This window comes from Glycomyces luteolus, from assembly GCF_027622875.1.
GTDB classification, from domain to species: Bacteria; Actinomycetota; Actinomycetes; order Mycobacteriales; family Micromonosporaceae; genus Glycomyces; species Glycomyces luteolus.
The window spans coordinates 178161-197702 of record NZ_JAPZVP010000008.1 but is presented as its reverse complement, the minus strand read 5'-3'; the positions used below and the strand labels follow the sequence as shown (position 1 = coordinate 197702).

Sequence of the window (19542 nt, the reverse complement as noted above, 5' to 3'; positions counted from 1 at the left end):
CCACGTTTCAGTTCTTGCCGGTTTCTCCGAGCCAGCGGGCGAGCCTTCCGGCCCTGGCCAGGGCGGTGAGGCGCTGCTCGGTCGCTTCGCGGAGCTTCGGGGTCGTCACGACGATGAGCTGGTCGCCGCTGCGGAGGCGGTCAGCCATTGCGGGGACGAAGAGGCGGTCGCCCCGCACCACTCCGGCGATGGCGCTGCCCTCGGGGAGCCGCAGTTCGAAGATCCTGATGCCGGCCAGGCCCGAGGCCTTCTGGACCGTGATCGTCAGGACCTCACCGTCCACCGCGTCGAGCGGCGCCGTCTCGATGTCGATCTCCTGCACGACCCCCTCCTGCGCGAGACCGAGCTTGCGCGCCACCCACGGCAGCGTCGGGCCCTGCAGGAGCGTGAAGACCACCACGAGGACGAACACGATATCCCAGAGATTCTGCGCGCCAGGCAGATGCGCCGCGTGGGGGATCGTCGCCAAGACAATCGGGATCGCCCCGCGCAGGCCCGCCCACGACATGAGCACCTGCTCCTTGAACGTGAACTTGAACGGCAGCAACGACACCCACACCGCCATGGGCCGGGCCACCAGTGTGAGCACCACCCCGAGCACCAGGCCCGGCACGATCGCCTGCAGCAGGCTCGACGGCGAGGCGAGCAGCCCCAGCATGACGAACATGCCGAGCTGCGCCATCCAGCCCAGGCCCGTCGCGAACGACTGGGTCGCCGCCCGGTGCGGCAGGTGCGAGTTGCCGAGGACGAGCGCCGCCAGGTAGGCCGCGATGAACCCCGAGGCGTGCAGCATCCCGGCCGCCGCGAACGCGGCCATGCCGAGGCTGAAGACCGCCAGCGGGTACAGGCCCGAGACCGGCAGCGCCAGGCGCCGCAGCAGCCAGGCGCCCCCGAATCCGATCGCGACGCCGGTCAGCGAGCCGACCGCGAGCTCCCACACCAGGACACCGAGCAGGTGAGCCGGGTCGGGGATGCCCGCCGCGGCCGAGAACGCGAGCACCAGGATCACCGCGGGCGCGTCGTTGAAACCCGACTCGGCCTCCAGCGTGCCGCTGAGCCGCTTGGGCAGTCCGATGCCGCGCAGCACGGAGAACACCGCCGCCGCGTCGGTCGATGCCACGACCGCGCCGAGGGTGAGCGAGAGCTGCCAGCCGAAACCGAGCACGTAATGCGCGCCGAGCGCGGTCACCACGACCGAGACGCCGATGCCGATCGTCGCCAGCATCCCCGCCGGGGCGAGCTGCTTGGAGATCGCCGTCCACCGGGTCGAGAGGCCGCCCTCGATGAGGATGAGCGCCAGCGCGAACGTGCCGAGCGCCTGGGCGAGCTCGAAATCCTCGAACGGGATGCCCACGCCGTCCTCGCCGAGCACCAGGCCCGCCCCGAGGAACACCAGCAGCGCCGGAAGCCCGAGCCGCTGCGTCGCGCGCAGCGCCGCGATGGAGAGGAGCACCGTGACGCAGCCGATCAGCACTACGAGGTACAGCTGGGGCAACGTCACGTCCGGAGCTTAACCGACACCGCGTGTCACGGTGTTTTCGTCGGGTTTCCAGCTCGGGTCCCGCGTGGCCTAGGATCGTTCCGTGGAAGAGCGCGAAGGCGTCGGCGTCCCCGACGGGTACGAGCGGCTGTGGACCCCGCACCGCATGTCCTACATCCAAGGCGAAGGCAAGCCCACAGGCGACGACGAGGACGTCGAGGGCTGCCCGTTCTGCGAGATCCCCAAGCTCGACGACGAGGACGGCAACATCGTCGCGCGCGCCGCGGCCATGTACGTGGTCATGAACAAGTACCCGTACAACAACGGCCACCTCATGGTGGTGCCCTTCCGGCACGTCCCCGACTACACCGACCTCGACGCCGACGAGATCGCGGAGATGGGCTCGCTCACGCAGCGCTCCATGACCGTCCTGCGCGCCGTGATGGGCGCGCACGGGTTCAACATCGGCATGAACCAGGGCCAGGTCGCGGGCGCCGGGATCGCCGGGCACCTGCACCAGCACATCGTCCCGCGCTGGGGCGGCGACGCGAACTTCATGCCGATCATCGGGCGCACCAAGACCCTCCCTCAACTGCTGAAGGACACCCGGGCGGAGCTCGCGGCCGCATGGGAGCGGGTGTGACGGGCCGGACCCCGTTAGAGTCAAGGCGGGACTCCTCCCCGGCCCGGTCCGGGGGCGAGGACCGACCCACTTGCCCGAACACCCATCTGGGCCAGTCTGAGAAAAACAGGAGACCATGGCGAAGTTCCTTCGGACCTCCGGCCGAGCGGGCGTGCGCCGTTACGTCGACGCCGCCGCGAAGGTCCTCATCCGCGTCGGCGTGTCCGCCAACGCCGTCACCGTGGCCGGGACCGCAGTGGTCGTCGGCGCGTCCGTGCTGCTCCTCGCGCCCGGCCACCTGCTCGCGGGACTCATCGTGGTCGCCGCGTCCGTGCTCACCGACATGCTCGACGGCGCGATCGCCCGCGTCAAGGGCACCAGCAGCCGCTACGGCGCGCTCCTCGACTCCACTTGCGACCGCCTCGCGGACGGTGCGATCTTCGCCGGCCTCGCCTACTTCCTCCTCGCGGAGGACCGGGGCCTGGGCAGCGCGCTGGCGCTCTGGGCGCTCATCGCCTCGCAGATGGTCTCGTACGTGAAGGCCCGCGCCGAATCGCTCGGCGCCGAGTGCAATGTGGGCATCGCCGAGCGCCCCGAGCGGCTCATCATCGCGGCCGTCGCGGTCTTCGTCGAGGTCCTGGGCGTGCCCTGGGCGCTGGAGGTCGGCATGGGCGTGCTGGCCGTGCTCGCCTCGATCACCGTGGTGCAGCGCCTGGTGTTCGCCCGCGCCGTGCTGGCCGCGAGCGAGGAGCGCCTCGATGTCTGAGCGCCTCACCGAGCTGGCCTACCTGGCCGCCTGGCGCGGCGTGCGGCTCCTTCCCGAGCGCGCCGCGGGCGCCCTGGGGAACCGCTTCGCGGACCGGGCCCTGAAGCAGGACGGCCGTGGCGTGCGCCAGCTGCGCCGAAACCTCGCCCGCGTCGTCGGCGGTGAACCCGACGAGGCGCTCATGCGCCAGGCGATGCGCTCGTACGCGCGGTACTGGCTGGAGGCGTTCCGGCTGCCGTCGATGAGTACCGCCCAACTGCAGCGCAGGTTCGAGATGAACGGCTACGAGCCCGTCCACGAACGCGCCCAGCGGGGCCTCGGCTCGATCGTGGCGCTGCCGCACTCCGGCAACTGGGACTTCGCGGGCGCCTGGGTCGGCGCGGTCGCCAAGGACCGGCTCACCACCGTCGCCGAGCGGCTCAAGCCCGAAGGGGTCTACCGGCGCTTCCTCGAATACCGCGAATCGCTCGGCATGCACATCATCCCGACCTCCGGCGGCGACCGCAACCCGCAAGCGGCCCTTGGCGAAGCGCTCGACAACGGGCACGTGGTCGCGCTCGTCGCCGACCGCGACCTCGGCCGCGGCGGCACCGACGTGAAGTTCTTCGGCGAGGCCACCACGTTCCCCACCGGCCCCGCGCTGCTGGCGATCCGCAACAAGGTCGAGCTGTTCACCGCCGCGATCCACTACGAGGACGACCGCGCCGTCTGCCACATCACCGGCCCGGTCGACACCGGCACCGGGTCGTTCCGCGAGCGCGTCGCGGGCACGACCCAGCGGATGGCCGAGGCCTTCGAGGAGGGCATCCGCGCCCACCCCGCCGACTGGCACATGCTGCAGCGCTTCTGGTCCGCCGATTTCGACGCACCGCGGGAAAGCGCGGGCTGACATGGGCGACCTGCGTATCGGGATCGTCAGCCCGTACTCCTTCGACGTGCCCGGCGGGGTCCAGTTCCACATCCGCGACCTCGCCGAGACCCTGATCGCCGCCGGACACGACGTGTCGGTCCTGGCCCCCGCCACCGAGACCGCCGGCCTCCCTGACTTCGTGGTCCCCGGCGGCAAGGCCGTCGCCGTGCCCTACAACGGGTCGATCGCACGGCTCGCGTTCGGGCCCCGCTCGGCCGCGCGCGTGCGCAAGTGGTGCGCAGAAGGGGACTTCGACGTCATCCACGTGCACGAACCGCTCACCCCGAGCCTGTCGTGCCTCGCGGTCCTCAACGCCCGCTGCCCCGTCGTCGCCACCTTCCACACGGCGATGACCCGCTCGCGCATCCTCGCGGCCGGGAAGCACATGGCGCAGCTCGTGCTCGAGAGCCTCTCCGCGCGCATCGCCGTGAGCCCCTACGCCCGCAAAGTCCAGGTCGAACACCTCGGCGGCGGCGCGGTCGAGATCCCCAACGGCGTCTCGGTCGCCTTCTACCGCAAGGCCGCCCCGCTCCTGGACCGGCCCGACGGCCCCACCATCGGCTTCATGGGCCGCTACACCGAGCCCCGCAAGGGCTTCCCGATCCTCCGCGACGCCTTCGCGCGCCTCGCCGCCGAACGCCCCGACCTGCACCTGCTCGTGGTCGGCCGCGGCGACCCCGAAGCGGCCGTCGCCGGGCTCGATCCCGACATCGCCCGCCGCATCCGCTTCCTCGGCGCCGTCCCCGACGAGGAGAAGGCCTCGATGCTCGCCGGCGTCGACCTCTACGTCGCCCCCAACACCGGCGGCGAGTCGTTCGGCATGATCCTCACCGAGGCCATGGCCGCCGGGACCTGCGTCCTCGCCTCCGACATCGAGGCGTTCAGCTCCGTCCTCGACGACGGGAACGCGGGGGAGCTGTTCGCCGTCGGCGACGCCGACGACCTCGCCGCCAAAGCCGCCAGACTCCTCGACGACGAACCACTCCGTACGGCGTACGTCGAACGCGCCAACGAGTGGGTCAGGCGCTACGACTGGCCTGAAGTCGCCGCCCGCCTCCTCGAGGTCTACCGCGCCGCGATCGAAGCGGGCACCGAGCGCCGCTGAACAAAAGCAGTGATCGCCTCTTTACTCTGCGTGCGAAATGGGTACATAATGAGGCGAAGGGGCCGCGTAATCCCGTGCCGGAACCGCACGCGCGCGGACCCGACGGAGGGCAGATCGATGGCCGATATCTCTCACCGGGGCGAACCTATGACGACGCACCCGGACGTCCACGAGATGCGGGCCAGATACGACAAGATGCTCGGCCGGAGGGACGTGGCGATGATCGACGCCCCGATCTTCCTCCTCGGCCTGTACTGCATCATCTCCCCCTGGGTGGTCGGATTCTCGGCTACGCAGGCGGACTTCGCGACGCACAACCTGATCGTGGGCATCGCCGTCGGGCTGCTCGCGCTCGGGTTCACAGTGACCCCCCAGCGCATGTACGGCATGAGCTGGGCATTGTGCGCCGTCGGTATCTGGCTGGCGGTCTCGCCGTGGGTGCTCATCACCGATCCGCCGGTGAGCCTCGCATGGAACAACATCATCGTCGGGGCGCTGGCCTTCCTGCTCGGCCTCATGGCCGCCTGGCAGGTCCGCAGCTTCCGCGACGAAGCCGGATCTGAGACCTAGACGCAGACCCGGACCCGCACAAGCGTCCACCACCGGGAAACCGGAGGTGGGCGCGCCACCGTAAGATCAGCCCGATGTGGTGGTTGGCTGTGCTCGTGACGATCGTGGCCGTCGTCGGCGCGTACGCGACGTGGACGGTCACCCGAGTCGAACGCCTGCACCGCCGCGCCCGAGCCGCCGAAGACGCCCTCCTCGCCAAACTCGACGACCGCGCCGAAACCGTCCTCAAATTCGTCGGCAACCCCGGCTTCGAAGAGGTGGTCGCCCTCGCCCTCTCCGTCGTCGCCGTCCCCGCCGACACCCAGCGCCAGCGCGAACTGCGCGAGTACGCCGAGAACGACCTCACCCGCGCCCTGCGCGACCTCGCCGGCAACCCCCTCTGGTCCGACGACCTCGACGCCGCCAACCGCCGCGTCGCCCTCGCCCGCCAGATCCACAGCGACTTCGTGCGCGACGCCGTCGCCTCCCGCTCCCTCCCCATGTCCGTCGTGCTCCGCCTGCACTACCGCCTGCCCCGCCCCGAGTACTGGGACATCGAGGACCCGGTGCACTGAAGTCCCGTCCGCCCGCTTTGTATCAGGGGGCCTGTGAGGCGGGTCGCGGCGTAGAATCGTCGAGGTCAGATCACCCCTGCATATCGGGAGGACTTGCGATCCGCGAGTCGACCCTGCCCGCGACGTACTACCTCAGATGGAGCCGGTGACCGTGTCAGAGACCCAGAAGCCCGAGGCCGAGATCGGGACCGCCCGCGTCAAGCGCGGCATGGCCGACATGCTGAAGGGGGGCGTCATCATGGACGTCGTCACCCCCGAGCAGGCCAGGATCGCCGAGGACGCCGGGGCCGTCGCGGTCATGGCCCTCGAACGCGTCCCCGCCGACATCCGCCGCGAAGGCGGCGTCTCGCGCATGAGCGACCCCGACATGATCGACGGCATCATCGAGGCCGTCTCGATCCCCGTCATGGCCAAGGCCCGCATCGGCCACTTCACCGAAGCCGCCGTCCTGGAGTCCCTCGGCGTCGACTACGTGGACGAGTCCGAGGTCCTCACCCCGGCCGACGAAGCCAACCACATCGACAAGTGGCAGTACAACGTGCCGTTCGTGTGCGGCGCGACCAACCTCGGCGAGGCCCTGCGCCGCATCAGCGAGGGCGCGGCCATGATCCGCTCCAAGGGCGAGGCCGGCACCGGCAACGTCGTCGAGGCCACCCGCCACATGCGGCAGATCCGCCAGGACATCGGCAAGCTCACCACCCTCGACTCCACCGAGCTGTACGCCGCCGCCAAAGAACTGCGCGCGCCCTACGAGCTCGTCGCCGAGGTCGCCAAGCTCGGCAAACTCCCGGTGGTGCTCTTCACCGCCGGCGGCATCGCCACCCCCGCCGACGCGGCCATGATGATGCAGCTCGGCGCCGAAGGCGTCTTCGTCGGCTCCGGCATCTTCAAGTCCGGCGACCCGGCCAAGCGCGCCGCCGCCATCGTCAAGGCCACCGCCTTCCACGACGACCCGAAGGTCATCGCCGAAGTCTCCCGCGGCCTGGGCGAGGCCATGGTCGGCATCAACGTCGACACCCTCCCCGAGGAGCAGAAACTCGCCAAGCGCGGCTGGTAGACCCGAACGCGAAGGGGCCCGGGCGGTTTGGCCCGGGCCCCTTCGCGCTCGACATAGCGCTCAGAAGTCGAGCAGGCTCCCGCCGGTGGCGAGGACCGCCTCGCACCGGTTGCCGTACGTCTTCATGAAGACGTGCCCCGTCTCGTGCCAGTGGCCGGCCACCAGCACCCGGACAGGCGCGTACTCCTTGGTGCACATGCCGTCGGCGGGCGCGACCCCCTCGACGTACCCGTTCGCCTGCTCGAGCTGCCCGCACGCGGTTTCAGCGTTCGGATGCTCGCTCCATTCCTGCGGGCACGCCAGCGTGATCGAGGCCGAGCCGCCGCCGCGGACCGAGGCGATGCTGATGTGGAACTCACTGTGCGGGCCGGAACCGTCGCCGATGCCGGGGTCGACCGGGACCGGATCGGTGTACCGGAACCAGTTCGCCTGGGCCGGAGCCGCGGTCGCGGCGAGGATGGCGGCGGCCGCTAGGGCGCCGACGACGAGCTTTCTCATGGGGCTGATCCTAAGGAGCCGACGGCGTCCGAACCCGCTTTGACACGCTTTAGGCTAGGAACCATGGACGAAAACAACCTCGATCGGCTCCCCACCTCCGAACTCCAGCAACGCGCGTTCGCGCTGGCGCGCGAGCGCCGCGACTGGCGGTTCTTCATCGACCTGTTCCGGCACACCCCGACCGCACTCGAAGCCGAGGACCTCGACCCGGACGTGTCCGAGATCGGGGTGGCGATCGACGATCTGCTGAGCATGTGGCGGGAGGGCACCAAGGGCGACTGGGGCTCGGCCGAGCCGCTCGCGCGGGCGGCCTTCATCGACTACATCCAGCGGCACGGCGCCGATGAGGAACCGAACGGCTAGCTTTCGGCGCGGCTCTTGGCGGACTCGCTGAGCCAGTACCGGATGTCGCTGGCGAAGAGCCACCACAGGGCCAGCACCGAGGCGAACACCCACGGGGCCACCAGGAGTCCGAACTGCGTGGACATGTACATGCCGATCACGAAGAGGACCGCGGTGGCGCCGACGGCCCACCAGCGCACGGCCTTCAGGCGGGACTTGAGGCGGATCGCGCACAGCGCGGCGACGATGGCGCCGATGATCGCGAAGCCCGCGATGGCGAGGACCATGACGAGGAACCCGGTGCTCTGGAACGTCTCGTAGGCGGTCTTCGCCATCTCCTCGGGCGTGACGCCCTCCGCGGGCGGGTTGTCCTGGTAGTGCTTCAGGATGTCGGCCTGGCTGACGTTCCGCGCGCCGATCGAGTTGAACGCGAAGAGGTTGCCGAGCACCACGGCGAACACCACCTGCACCCACATCGCGATCTGCAGCCGGAAGAGCTTCTTGCGAGGCATCGCGTCCTCACCGGTCTCATCCTTGTCGGGCTCTATCGGGCCCTTGTCGCGGCCGAAGTTCGGTTGCGGAAGCATTATGTGGCCTTTCAGCGGTGGCGGCTCGGTCGCTGCCGGAGGATCGCCCTAGTGGTTGAACCAGCGGCGGGCGAAACGTTCGGTAAGCGTTCCCAAGATCGTAATCGGCACGATGACGAGGCCGATGCAGAGCGCCCAGTAGAGTCCGCCGGTGAACAGCAGCCAGCCGAGGCCGAGAATGGCGGCGACCTGGACGAGCAGGATGAGGACCCACAGGATGCGCCACTGGAAGCGCAGCAGGGCGATGGCGAGGAGCAGGAACAGCGCGAGGCCGCCGAGGCCCACCGCGGCGCGGTAGACGTCGTGGACGGCGGCCGGGGGCACGAAGTCGTTCGCCTTGTGGTGGAGCAGCACGATGAGCCCGCCGGCGGCGAGGGCGATCGCCGCTTCGATCCACATCGTGTTGCGTCCGGCCCGGACGGCACGGGGCATCGGGTTGCGCTTCGAGGTCTTGGCCATCTTGTTCTTACTCCCGGGCATGAAGGGGTGCGTCACGTTCGATGGCAGACTTTAACGGATCGCTGCCTGTCGACCGGGTTCAGGCCGCTTTCGGTCACAGCCGCGATCTTCCAGGTAGGCACTGGAGCGAACCCGAATTACGCTTGTGGCGCCCGATGCTTCGCGACTTTTGGAGTTCTCTGATGACCCGTGTGCCCACGATCGGCGTGCTCGCCCTGCAAGGCGACGTGGTCGACCACATGCGCGCGCTCGAGGCCGCCGGGGCCCGGGCCGTGCCGGTGCGCCGCGCCTCGGAGCTCGACGCCGTGGAGGGCCTGGTCATCCCCGGCGGCGAGTCGACGACGATGAGCAAGCTCCTGGAGATCTTCGACCTGTTCGAGCCCGTCAAGAAGCGGCTGGACGCCGGGCTGCCGGTGTTCGGCTCGTGCGCGGGCATGATCATGCTCGCCGACGAGGTGCTCGACGGCCGCCCCGACCAGCGCTCGTTCGGCGCGATCCCGATGACGGTGCGCCGCAACGCTTTCGGCCGCCAGGTGGATTCGTTCGAGACCGAGATCGCGATCGACGGCGTCGCGGGCGAGCCGTTCCGGGCGGTGTTCATCCGCGCGCCCTGGGTCGAGCGGATCGGCGAGGGCGTCGAGGTCCTGGCGAGGGTCCACAACGGTGACGGGGCGGGCGAAGCGCAGGGCGGTAGGATCGTCGCCGTACGTGCGGGCGCTTGCCTGGCCACCTCCTTCCACCCGGAGGTGACCCCTGACGCGCGGGTGCACGAGTACTTCGTGGATATGGTCCGAGGCGCAGACGCCGGACCGGTCGAGTAGTAGGAACGAGGAACGCCGGTATGAGTGGCCACTCCAAGTGGGCGACGACCAAGCACAAGAAGGCCGCGATCGACGCCAAGCGGGGCAAGATCTTCGCGAAGCTCATCAAGAACATCGAGGTCGCGGCGCGCACCGGTGGTCCTGACCCGACGGGCAACCCGACGCTCTTCGACGCGATCCAGAAGGCCAAGAAGAGCTCGGTCCCCAACGACAACATCGACCGCGCGGTCAAGCGCGGCGGCGGCCTCGACGGCGGCGGCGTCGACTACGAGACCCTGATGTACGAAGGCTATGCGCCGGGCGGCGTGGCGGTGCTCATCGAGTGCCTGACCGACAACCGCAACCGGGCCGCCGCCGAGGTCCGCGTGGCGCTGACGCGCAACGGCGGCTCGCTCGGCGAGGCCGGCTCGGTCGGCTACATGTTCTCCCGCAAGGGCACGATCATCGTCTCGCCCGACGAGAAGCTCACCGAGGACGACATCCTCATGGCGGTCCTCGACGCGGGCGCCGAAGAGGTCAACGACCTCGGCGAGGGCGGCTTCGAGGTGCTGTGCGAGCCCACCGACCTGGTCGCGGTCCGCACCGCGCTGCAGGAGGCCGGGATCGACTACGACTCCGCTGAGGCGGGCTTCGTGCCCTCCATGCACATCGCGGTCGACGTCGATGGCGCCCGCAAGGTCATCCGCGTGGTCGACGCGCTCGAAGACTCGGACGAGGTCCAGAACGTGTGGACCAACGCCGACATCTCCGACGAGGTCCTCGCGGAACTCGACGCCGAGTAGACGGCAGGAGCAGGCCCGGAACCGCTGGTTCCGGGCCTGCTTGCCTGTTCGGGAAGGGTTTGGCCGCGCGTAGAGCGGGCACTTCAGCCCTATGAGGGATCAGGTGTTCGCCGACCGGCGCGACGCCGGGCGCGCGTTGGCGCGAGAACTCGGGGACTACCGGGAACGCGAGGACGTGGTGGTCCTGGGGCTGGCGCGCGGCGGCGTGCCCGTGGCCTTCGAGGTGGCGCGGGCGCTCGACGCCCCGCTGGAGGTGTTCACGGTCCGCAAGATCGGCGTGCCGGGCCAGGAGGAGCTCGCGATGGGCGCGATCGCCACCGGCGGCGCGGTCGTCATGAACTACGAGGTCGTGGACCAGCTCGGTATCGCGCCCGCGCGCTTCGACCTGGCCGCCGAGCGCGCCACGGTCGAACTCGAGCGCCGCGAGCAGGCCTACCGCGGGGACCGGTCGCCGATCGACCTGGACGGCAAGACGGCGATGCTGGTCGACGACGGCCTGGCCACCGGCATGACCATGCGGGCCTCGGTGCGGGCCGTGCGCGAGCTCGGCCCCGAGCATGTCGTCGTGGCGGTCCCGACCGCCCCGGCGTCGGTCTGCCGCGAACTGGGCGCGATCGTCGACGACGTGGTGTGCGTGACCCAGCCGACGCATCTGATGGCGGTCGGCCAGAGCTACCGGGACTTCTCGCAGACGTCGGACGACGAGGTGCACGCGCTGCTGGCCGCCGCCGAAGCCGGCCAGGACGATCCGGCGTTCTGAAGCAGCGCGGTCAAGGCCCCTGCGGCGCCAGGTGATCGGTGAACCACTCGCGCGCCAGATCGGCCGCGGCCTCCAGCGTGCCCGGCTCCTCGAAGAGGTGGGTCGCGCCGGGAATGACCGCGAGCTGGCTGGGGCCGCCGAGCAGGCGCTCGGCTCGCTGGTTCAGATCGAGCACGACCTCGTCGTGGCCGCCCACGATGAACAGCGTCGGCGCGGTCACCTCGGTGAGCCGCTCACCGGCGAGATCCGGCCTGCCGCCGCGCGAGACGACGGCCCCGATCCGCAGTTCCGGGGCGGCGGCCGCCCACAGTGCGGCGGCCGCGCCGGTGCTCGCCCCGAAGTACCCGATCCGCAGGCGCTCATGGCGCCCGTGCATCCACTGGGTGGCCCTGACCAGCCGCTCGGCGAGCAGGAAGATGTCGAACACGTTCGCGCGGTCGTCGGCCTCGATCGGCGTGAGCAGGTCGAACAGGAGCGTGCCGAGACCGGCCTGCTGGAGCCGTTCGGCGACGAAGCGATTGCGGGGGCTGCGGCGGCTCGAACCGGACCCGTGCGCGAACAGCACCACCGCCTCCGCCTCCTCGGGCAGGACCAGGTCGCCGTCCAGCTCGGCGGGGCCGACCGGGATCGTCACCGTTGCCTCCATGAGGGCCGGATACCCGGCCCTACCGCGCTTACGCGTCGGCGGCGGCCTCGGCGGGCTTCTTGCGGTACACCGCGATCGTCCACACGACCGCGGCCGCCGTGGCGACCGCGTACACCGCGAGGCCGATCGTCATGTTCGCGAGCGTCACGCCGCCGATCGTCGCCAGTGCGGGCATCGCGCCGCCCGCGCCCATCTGCATCGAGCCCATGAACGCCGAGGCGGTGCCGGCGATCTGCGGCGGCTGCGAGGACATGGCGGCCGCACCCGCGTTCGGGAAGAGCACGCCGCAGCCGAACATCATGAGCACGATCCCGGCCGGGACCGTCCACACGTTCGCGGCGCCCGCGATCTGGACGGCGGCGATCCAGGCGACGCCCGCGAGCGAGATCGCCATGCCGGCGACCATGCGCTGGTGGGATTCGCTGCGGTCGATCATGAGCATGTTGGTCTGGTTCCCGGCGAGGAGCGCCAGCGTGCCCGCGGCGAACAGCAGCGAGTAGAAGCCCGCCGTGGCCCCGAGCTCGTTCTGCGAGATGAAGCTGAACGTCGAGACGTACGTGAACAGCATCGAGAAGTTCATGATGACCACGAGGGTGGGCGCGATGAAGCGCGCGTCCCGGACGAGCGTGAAGAGGGACGCGGCGAACTCGCGCCCGCCCATCGCGCGGCGCTCCTGCGCCGGAAGGCTTTCGGGAAGGAACTTCCACACCAGGAAGGTGGTCAGGATCGACAGGGCCGCCATGAACACGAACACGGTCTGCCACGGGCCGAAGCGGATGAGTTGCGCGCCGACGATCGGGCCGAGCATCGGCGCGAGCATCGTGACGAACATCATTTTGGCCGTGAAGCGGGTCATGTCGTCGCCCGCGAAGTGGTCGCGGATGACCGCGCGGGCGACCACGACCCCGGCGGCCCCGCTGAGGCCCTGGAGGAAGCGCATGGCGATGAGCAGGTCGGCGCTCTGGGCGACGGTGCACACCAGCGAGGTCAGCGTGAAGACCATCATGCCGACGAGCAGCGGCTTGCGGCGGCCGATGCGGTCGGAGAGCGGGCCGATGAAGGCCTGCCCCAGGCCCATGCCGATCATCATCGAGGTGAGGGTGAGCTGGATGCGGCTCTCGGGGGAGCCGAGGGCGTCGGCCATGGCGGGGAACGCGGGGAGGTAGAGGTCGATCGCGATCGGCGCGGTCGCCGAGAGCGCGCCGAGCACGAACACCATCGTGGCGATGAAGCGTCGCGAGTGTCCGGGCGCGGCGACGGGCGGCATGAAGGCAGCAGCAGACACAGTGATCCCAACAGGTTCGCGGAGCGGAGAAGGACAGCGGGGGCCGGACTCGCACCTCGCGCTGCTCGCCGATGGGAGGCGGGCGCGACAGGTCCGGCCGATACCAGCGAAGCACGTTACTAGCCGACCGGCAAGTGGTTTATGGGCAAGGCCACCGGTCCGATTCCCGACCGATCACGATCGGTCGGCGTCGCCGCGGCCGCTCCCTCCGACGTGCTTCGGGCCGAACGTCGGACCGGCCGGATAAGCTGACGCGAATCGAGCGACAGGAGGAACGCGTGCGCGTCATGGGGATCGACCCGGGCCTGACCCGGTGCGGCGTCGGCGTCGTCGACGGCCGCCCCGGAGCACCGGGCACCATGATCGCGGTCGGGGTGGTCCGCACCGATCCCGAAGCGCCCCTTGCCGACCGGCTCCTCTCCCTCGACGACGGCCTCCGCGCCTACCTCGAGGAGTACGAGCCCGAGGCCGTGGCCGTCGAACGCGTCTTCAGTCAGCACAATGTGGCCAGTGTCATCGGCACCGCGCAAGCCTCCGGCATCGCGATCCTCTCCGGCGCCCGCCTCGGCCTGCCCACCGCGACCTACACACCGTCCGAAGTGAAGTCCGCCGTGTGCGGCAACGGCACCGCGGACAAGCGCCAGGTCACCGCCATGGTCACCCGCATCCTCCGACTCAAGGAGGCGCCCAAGCCCGCCGACGCGGCCGACGCCCTCGCCATCGCCATCTGCCACCTGTGGCGCGGCGGCGTCAAAGCCAGGATCGCCGCGGCCGTGAACAAGGAGAGCTCCCGATGATCGCCCAGCTCACCGGCACCATCTCGTCGGTCCGCGAGACCTACGCGGTCGTCGACGTCCAAGGCGTCGGCTACGCCGTCCACGCCGGCGCCCACACCCTCGCCAACCTCAAGGTCGGCTCCCAAGCCGTCCTCGCCATCTCCACCATCGTGCGCGAGGACTCGATCACCTTGCACGGCTTCAACACCGCTGAAGAGCGCGACCTGTTCGAACTGCTGCAGAACGCCCAGAAGATCGGCCCGCGCATCGCCCGCGACGCCGTCGAAGTGCTCCGGCCCGAAGCGATCCGCCGCGCGATCGCCACCGGCGACACCGCGACGCTCACCCGCATCCCCGGCGTCGGCCAGAAGAGCGCCGAGCGCATCGTCCTCGACCTCGCCGACAAGATCGGCCCCGTCGACCTCGGCGGCGTCCCCAAACAGGCCGGAGGCCGCCCCGGCGGCTGGAGGACCCAGGTCAGCCAGGGCCTGCAAGCCCTCGGCTGGACCGCCAAGGAGGCCGAGACCGCCATCGAGAAGCTCGACGCCGAAGGCGCCGACGGCACCGACGTGCCCTCGCTCCTCAAGCAGGCCATCCGACTCCTCGGGAAGCGATAAGCGATGGAACGACCCGACGACTACTCCGCCGAAGAGTGGAACGCGGCCCTCACCGCCGCCGAGGCCACCGAACTCGACCGCCTCGCCGAGGAGGGCATCCGCCCCGGCAAGCTCGACGACGTCATCGGCCAGACCCGCGTCCGCGAGCAGATCAGCCTCCTCCTCGAAGGCGCCCGCCGGCGCGGCGCCTCCCCGGACCACCTCCTGCTCTCCGGCCCGCCCGGCCTCGGCAAGACCACCCTCGCCATGATCGTCGCCGCCGAACTCGGCGTCGGCCTGCGCCAGACCTCCGGCCCCGCCATCGAGCGCTCCGGCGACCTCGCCGCGATCCTCACCAGCCTCGGGCCGAACGAAGTCCTCTTCATCGACGAGATCCACCGCATCGCCCGCCCCGCCGAGGAACTCCTCTACACCGCCATGGAGGACTTCCGCGTCGACGTCATCGTCGGCAAGGGCCCCGGCGCCACCGCCATCCCCCTCGAGCTCGAACCGTTCACCCTCGTCGGCGCCACCACCCGCGCCGGACTCCTCACCGGGCCCCTGCGCGACCGCTTCGGCTTCCTCGGCCAGCTCGAGTTCTACGACGACGCCGAACTCGAGGCCATCGTCACCCGCTCCGCCGGGATCCTCGACGTCGCCATCGCCCCCGCCGGGGCCGCCGAGATCGCCGGCCGCTCCCGCGGCACACCCCGCATCGCCAACCGGCTCCTGCGTCGCGTCCGCGACTTCGCGCAGGTCCGCGCCGACGGCGTCATCACCGCGAAGGTCGCCTCCGAAGCGCTCGCCCTCTACGACGTGGACGCGCTCGGCCTCGACCGCCTCGACCGCGCCGTCCTCCGCGCCCTCACCGGCACCTTCAACGGCGGCCCCGTCGGCGTCGCCACCCTGGCCGTCGCCGTGGGGGAGCAGCGCGACACCGTCGAAGAGGTCTGCGAACCCTTCCTCGTGCGCGCCGGACTCCTCGCCCGCACCCCCCGCGGCCGCGTCGCCACCGCCGCCGCGTGGCACCACCTGGGACTCAACCCCCCGAACGCCGAAGGGCTCTTCGGAACCGGAGACGCGTAGGGTGGGACCTAGGGGGGACGGAGCGTCACGCCCGGCGGGATAGACTCCGCCAACGTCACCACCGACGATATCGACATTCTGTACGGCAACGACGAAAGGCACTATCGTGCTCGCATCCGCAGACGTCCTCGCGCAGGACAGCGCCGGCGGCTCCTCGAACATCATGTTCCTCATCATGATCGTGGGCTTCATCGCCCTCATGTACTTCGTGATGATCCGTCCGCAGCGCAAGCGGCAGAAGGAACAGCAGGACATGCAGAGCAACGTCGCCCCCGGTGCCCGCGTCATGACCATCGGCGGCCTCTACGGCACCGTCGTCGACTCCGACGAGGAGACCGTCACCCTCGAGGCCAGCGACGACAACTTCCTGGTCTTCGCCCGCCAGGCCATCGCCAAGGTCGTCACCCCGGCCGAGACCGAGACCGCTGAAGAAGCCCCCGCCGAGGAGATCGCCGAAGCGGACGCCACCCTCTCCGACGAGGACCTCGACAAGCTCCGCGCGAGCGACGAGACCACCGACGGAGACGACAAGGGCAAGCACGCGGGCAACCCGGACCGCAAGGAGTACTAGGCCACCCCCTGGGCCCTGCACCGCCTTTGAGGCACCCGTCCTAGAATGAGCCCCGCCGAGGGTACGTGTGCGAGAGCACAGCCGCGGCGCGCCACCCGCGCGCGGCGGCGTCCTCGCGCCCGCCCCTATTCGAGTTCTGAGGAAGAGACCGACCATTGGCTTCAGTAACGGGCGCTGACCGCCCACGGAAGAAGATCCAGCGCAAGCGCCTGCCAGTCGCCCCCTACTTCGTGGGGCTGATCCTGGTGCTCGCGCTCCTCTGGGTCGCCGCGATCGCGGGCTCCGGATGGAAGTTCCCCACGCCGAAGCTCGGTCTCGACCTGCAAGGCGGCCTGTCCATGACGCTCTCGGCGTACCAGCAGGGGACCGAAGAGCCCCCTGCCCCCGAGACCATGGAGCAGGCCCGCCAGATCATCGAGAACCGCGTCAACTCCACGGGCGTCTCCGAGCCCGAGGTCTACGTCGAGGGCAGCGAGAACATCGTCGTCAATGTCGCCGGCAACGACATCGACGAGGAAGCCCTCCGCGCCGTCGGCGCCCCCGCCGAACTCCGGTTCCGCATCGTCACCAACTCCGTCGCCGACACCTCCGCGCTCGAAGAGCAGCTCGCCGAGCAGGAGACGCCGACCGAGGAGCCCACCGACGGCGCGTCCGAGACGCCGACCGCGGAGTCCACCGAGACCCCCGCGGGGGACGCCTCCGAGGCGCCGACCGACGAAGCGGCCGAGGAGACCTCCGAAGGCTCCGGCCAGGCGCCCACCACTGAGGACACGGCCGCCACCCTCGACGAGGTGTGGGCCAAGGTCGGCCCGGACGCCGCCGCCGCGGCGCAGGCGCTCACCGCCGCTCCCGACGAGGCCACCAGCGCCCTCCTGGAGCCCTTCGGCGCGCTCAAGCCCGAAGAGGTCGCGCTCCTGCCGGCCACCGTCCAGTTCTACCTCCCGCAGATCACCTGCGAGACCCTCGACTCGCGCCCCCCGGGCGCCGTCCAGCAGCCCGACATCGAGGTCACCGCGTGCTCGGCCCCCGAGGCCGCCGCGGCCGACGACCCGTCGCTGACCTTCCAGTACAAGTACCTCCTGCAGCCGGCCACCGTGCTCGGCTCGGACGTCACCTCCGCCGACGTCGGCACCGACCAGGCGAACCTCAACCAGTTCGTGGTCAACGTGCAGTTCTCCACCGAAGGCGCCGAGAAGTGGAGCGCCCTCACCACCGAGAACCTGCAGTCGCAGGTCGCGATCGTCCTCGACAACGAGGTCGTCAGCGCCCCGACCATCCAGGAGGTCTCGTCGAACTCGACGCAGATCTCCGGTGAGTTCACCGCGGCCGAGGCCAACCAGCTGGCCGACCAGCTCAACTTCGGCTCGCTGCCCACGAACTTCGTGGTCGAGACCGTCAACGAGGTCACCGCGACCCTCGGCGTCGACCAGCTCAAGGCCGGCATGATCGCCATGGTCCTCGGCCTGATCCTGGTGTTCCTCTACTGCATGGTCTACTACCGCTTCATGGGCTTCGTGGTCCTCGGCAGCCTCATCGTCGCCACCGCGGTGCTCTACCCGACCGTGGCGCTTCTGGGCTCCCAGATCGGCCTGACGCTGACCCTCGCGGGCATCGCGGGCTTCGTGGTCTCCATCGGTATCACCGCCGACTCCTTCATCGTCTACTTCGAACGCATCAAGGAGGAGATGGCCGGGGGCAGATCCGCCCGCTCGGCCGTCCCCCGGGCCTGGGTCCGGGCGCGGAGGACCGTCCTGTCGGCCGCGGCCGTCTCGATGCTCTCCGCGGTCGTCCTGTACATCCTGGCCATCGGACCCGTGCGCGCCTTCGCGTTCTCGCTGGGCCTGTCCACTCTGGTGGACATCATGGTGGTCTTCCTGTTCACCCACCCGATCGCCGAGTTCCTCTCGCGCGGGAACCTCCTCAACAAGCCCAGCCTCTCGGGGCTGCACACCAAGACCGCCCCGGCGGCCGCCGGCGAAGCCGCCGCGAAGGGCTAGGGAACGCACATGAGCACCAAGCAGAACGAGAAGCGGCCGGGCATCCTCAGCCAGCTCTACCGCGGCGAGACGGACTTCCAGTTCGTCGCCGCACGCAAGAAGTTCTACATCGCCTCCGCGGTGATCCTCGGCGCGCTCGTCGTCGTCATGCTCGTCAAGGGCTTCGTCCTGGGCATCGACTTCGCGGGCGGCGTCCAGTACAGCGTGCCGGCCACCGACTCGTCGGTGAGCCTCGATGACGTCGAGAACGCCGCCGCCGACGCCGGGGCCGAGGTCGCCTCCGGCCAGATCGCCGGCTCGGGCGACGGCCGCGCCTTCATCATCCGCGTCGGCGAGCTCGACTCGGACGAGCAGACGGCCGTGCGCACCGCCATCGCCGAGGAGGCGGGGGTCGGGGTCGACTCGATCTCGGTCTCCGAGGTCTCGGCGACCTGGGGCGCCTCGGTGTCCAAGCAGGCGCTGATCGCCCTCATCGTCTTCATGGTCCTGGTGTCGCTGTTCATCTGGATCAGGTTCGAGCGGCGCATGGCCGTGGCCGCGTTCGGGGCGCTCATGCACGACCTCGTGCTGACCGCGGGCATCTACTCGCTCGTCGGCTTCGAGATCACGCCCTCGACCATCGTCGGCATGCTCACCATCCTGGGCTACTCGCTGTACGACACGGTCGTGGTCTTCGACAAGGTCCAGGAGAACACGGCGCAGCTGCTGCAGACCCGCAGCAAGACCTTCGCCGAGGGCGTCAACGACGCGATCAACCAGACGCTCATGCGCTCGATCAACACCACCATCATCGGCGTGCTGCCGGTGGCGGCGCTGCTGTTCGTCGGCGTCGGCATCCTCGGGGTCGGCACGCTGAAGGACCTCGCGCTGGTGCTGTTCGTCGGCATGATCGTGGGTGCCTACTCCTCGATCTTCCTGGCGGCCCCCTGGGTGGTCGACATGGCCGAGCGCAGCGCGGTCTACAAGCGCCACAACCAGAAGATCGCCAACAAGCGCGCCGGGACCGACGCGGAGGACGAGGGCGCGAAGCCCGCCCGCAAGAGCGCCAAGGCCGAAGACGAGGACGACGACCGCCTCGTGCTCGCCAAGAGCGACGACCTCCCGCTGGAACTGCTGGAGGAGCCCGAGAAGGCCGCCAGCGGCTCGGGCGGTGCCCGCTCCGGCGGGCCGAAGAAGCGCAAGCGGCGCTAAAGCACCGCAGACACGAAGCGGCGGGGGGGCCGGTGGGGGCGCCCCCCCCGTCGCCGTGGTGGGGGCGCCGGGACCGTCGGG

At 70.1% G+C, this 19542-nt stretch carries 22 protein-coding genes and 1 pseudogene; 17 read left to right on the top strand and 6 right to left on the bottom strand.

The window, feature by feature from the left end; genetic code table 11:
• Window positions 1–7 precede the first annotated feature (7 nt).
• The gene (locus tag O1R50_RS12400) at window positions 8–1501 is read right to left on the bottom strand and encodes a potassium/proton antiporter (protein ID WP_270110363.1); all 1494 of its coding nucleotides are present in this window, start codon (window positions 1499–1501) and stop codon (window positions 8–10) included.
• Between the two features lie 82 nt (window positions 1502–1583).
• Between O1R50_RS12400 and O1R50_RS12395 the strand changes: the two genes are divergently transcribed.
• The 7 genes from O1R50_RS12395 to pdxS all read left to right on the top strand — a co-directional run bounded on the left by O1R50_RS12395 (window position 1584) and on the right by pdxS (window position 7064).
• Window positions 1584–2123 (top strand): HIT family protein, encoded by a 540-nt coding sequence (locus tag O1R50_RS12395; RefSeq protein WP_270110362.1) that lies wholly within the window; start codon window positions 1584–1586, stop codon window positions 2121–2123.
• A gap of 115 nt (window positions 2124–2238) precedes the next feature.
• Complete coding sequence (pgsA, locus tag O1R50_RS12390) at window positions 2239–2868, top strand: phosphatidylinositol phosphate synthase (RefSeq protein WP_270110361.1); 630 nt, start codon at window positions 2239–2241, stop codon at window positions 2866–2868.
• On the top strand, window positions 2861–3757 hold the full coding sequence (locus tag O1R50_RS12385; protein ID WP_270110360.1) for a phosphatidylinositol mannoside acyltransferase: 897 nt from the start codon (window positions 2861–2863) through the stop codon (window positions 3755–3757). The genes pgsA and O1R50_RS12385 overlap by 8 nt, the downstream gene beginning before the upstream one ends.
• Window positions 3758–3767: 10 nt before the next feature.
• Complete coding sequence (locus O1R50_RS12380; RefSeq protein ID WP_408612683.1) at window positions 3768–4883, top strand: glycosyltransferase family 4 protein; 1116 nt, start codon at window positions 3768–3770, stop codon at window positions 4881–4883.
• 117 nt (window positions 4884–5000) lie between these two features.
• A complete protein-coding gene (locus O1R50_RS12375) occupies window positions 5001–5453 on the top strand; it encodes an SPW repeat protein (protein ID WP_408612679.1) in 453 nt (150 codons plus the stop codon).
• 74 nt (window positions 5454–5527) lie between these two features.
• Window positions 5528–6007 (top strand): hypothetical protein, encoded by a 480-nt coding sequence (locus O1R50_RS12370; protein ID WP_270110356.1) that lies wholly within the window; start codon window positions 5528–5530, stop codon window positions 6005–6007.
• A 136-nt stretch (window positions 6008–6143) separates the two neighbouring features.
• On the top strand, window positions 6144–7064 hold the full coding sequence (gene pdxS / locus O1R50_RS12365; RefSeq protein WP_408612678.1) for a pyridoxal 5'-phosphate synthase lyase subunit PdxS: 921 nt from the start codon (window positions 6144–6146) through the stop codon (window positions 7062–7064).
• A gap of 60 nt (window positions 7065–7124) precedes the next feature.
• On the opposite strand, the gene O1R50_RS12360 is transcribed toward pdxS, so the two are convergent.
• Window positions 7125–7562 carry an SSI family serine proteinase inhibitor gene (locus tag O1R50_RS12360; protein WP_270110355.1) on the bottom strand — a complete coding sequence of 146 codons (438 nt, stop codon included), beginning with the start codon at window positions 7560–7562 and terminating at the stop codon, window positions 7125–7127.
• 63 nt (window positions 7563–7625) lie between these two features.
• Here O1R50_RS12360 and O1R50_RS12355 point away from each other — a divergent pair, with 63 nt between their 5' ends.
• Window positions 7626–7925, top strand: coding sequence for a hypothetical protein (locus tag O1R50_RS12355; protein WP_270110354.1), 300 nt, complete (start codon window positions 7626–7628; stop codon window positions 7923–7925).
• Here the strand turns inward: O1R50_RS12355 and O1R50_RS12350 are convergent.
• Entirely contained in the window at window positions 7922–8491 is a 570-nt protein-coding gene (locus tag O1R50_RS12350; protein ID WP_270110353.1) for a hypothetical protein, read from the bottom strand. The genes O1R50_RS12355 and O1R50_RS12350 overlap by 4 nt on opposite strands.
• 48 nt (window positions 8492–8539) lie before the next feature.
• Complete coding sequence (locus O1R50_RS12345; protein WP_270110352.1) at window positions 8540–8986, bottom strand: hypothetical protein; 447 nt, start codon at window positions 8984–8986, stop codon at window positions 8540–8542.
• 146 nt (window positions 8987–9132) lie between these two features.
• On the opposite strand from O1R50_RS12345, the gene pdxT reads away from it, so the two are divergent.
• The 3 genes from pdxT to O1R50_RS12330 all read left to right on the top strand — a co-directional run bounded on the left by pdxT (window position 9133) and on the right by O1R50_RS12330 (window position 11313).
• The gene (gene pdxT / locus O1R50_RS12340) at window positions 9133–9771 is read left to right on the top strand and encodes a pyridoxal 5'-phosphate synthase glutaminase subunit PdxT (RefSeq protein ID WP_270110351.1); all 639 of its coding nucleotides are present in this window, start codon (window positions 9133–9135) and stop codon (window positions 9769–9771) included.
• 20 nt (window positions 9772–9791) lie between these two features.
• Window positions 9792–10553 (top strand): YebC/PmpR family DNA-binding transcriptional regulator, encoded by a 762-nt coding sequence (locus O1R50_RS12335; RefSeq protein WP_270110350.1) that lies wholly within the window; start codon window positions 9792–9794, stop codon window positions 10551–10553.
• 91 nt (window positions 10554–10644) lie between these two features.
• Window positions 10645–11313: a phosphoribosyltransferase gene (locus O1R50_RS12330; protein ID WP_270110348.1), complete on the top strand. Its 669-nt coding sequence runs from the start codon at window positions 10645–10647 to the stop codon at window positions 11311–11313.
• A gap of 10 nt (window positions 11314–11323) precedes the next feature.
• Here O1R50_RS12330 and O1R50_RS12325 read toward each other — a convergent pair.
• Together O1R50_RS12325 and O1R50_RS12320 are read right to left on the bottom strand one after the other, a co-directional pair.
• Window positions 11324–12010, bottom strand: a pseudogene (locus O1R50_RS12325) (dienelactone hydrolase family protein); the annotation flags it as partial.
• Window positions 11988–13178, bottom strand: coding sequence for a multidrug effflux MFS transporter (locus tag O1R50_RS12320; RefSeq protein ID WP_456298964.1), 1191 nt, complete (start codon window positions 13176–13178; stop codon window positions 11988–11990). The pseudogene O1R50_RS12325 and the gene O1R50_RS12320, both read right to left, overlap by 23 nt.
• A 344-nt stretch (window positions 13179–13522) precedes the next feature.
• Here O1R50_RS12320 and ruvC point away from each other — a divergent pair, with 344 nt between their 5' ends.
• The 6 genes from ruvC (at window position 13523) to secF (ending at window position 19461) form a co-directional block, all read left to right on the top strand.
• Window positions 13523–14041 (top strand): crossover junction endodeoxyribonuclease RuvC, encoded by a 519-nt coding sequence (ruvC, locus tag O1R50_RS12315; protein ID WP_408612677.1) that lies wholly within the window; start codon window positions 13523–13525, stop codon window positions 14039–14041.
• A complete protein-coding gene (gene ruvA / locus O1R50_RS12310; RefSeq protein WP_270110345.1) occupies window positions 14038–14637 on the top strand; it encodes a Holliday junction branch migration protein RuvA in 600 nt (199 codons plus the stop codon). The genes ruvC and ruvA overlap by 4 nt, the downstream gene beginning before the upstream one ends.
• A gap of 3 nt (window positions 14638–14640) precedes the next feature.
• Complete coding sequence (ruvB, locus tag O1R50_RS12305; RefSeq protein WP_270110344.1) at window positions 14641–15702, top strand: Holliday junction branch migration DNA helicase RuvB; 1062 nt, start codon at window positions 14641–14643, stop codon at window positions 15700–15702.
• 106 nt (window positions 15703–15808) lie between these two features.
• Window positions 15809–16273 (top strand): preprotein translocase subunit YajC, encoded by a 465-nt coding sequence (gene yajC, locus O1R50_RS12300; protein WP_270110343.1) that lies wholly within the window; start codon window positions 15809–15811, stop codon window positions 16271–16273.
• A 155-nt stretch (window positions 16274–16428) separates the two neighbouring features.
• Window positions 16429–18270, top strand: a complete 1842-nt coding sequence (gene secD / locus O1R50_RS12295; protein ID WP_270110342.1) for a protein translocase subunit SecD — start codon at window positions 16429–16431, stop codon at window positions 18268–18270.
• Window positions 18271–18279: 9 nt separating this feature from the next.
• Window positions 18280–19461 (top strand): protein translocase subunit SecF, encoded by a 1182-nt coding sequence (gene secF / locus O1R50_RS12290; protein WP_270110341.1) that lies wholly within the window; start codon window positions 18280–18282, stop codon window positions 19459–19461.
• The last annotated feature ends 81 nt before the right edge of the window (window positions 19462–19542 follow it).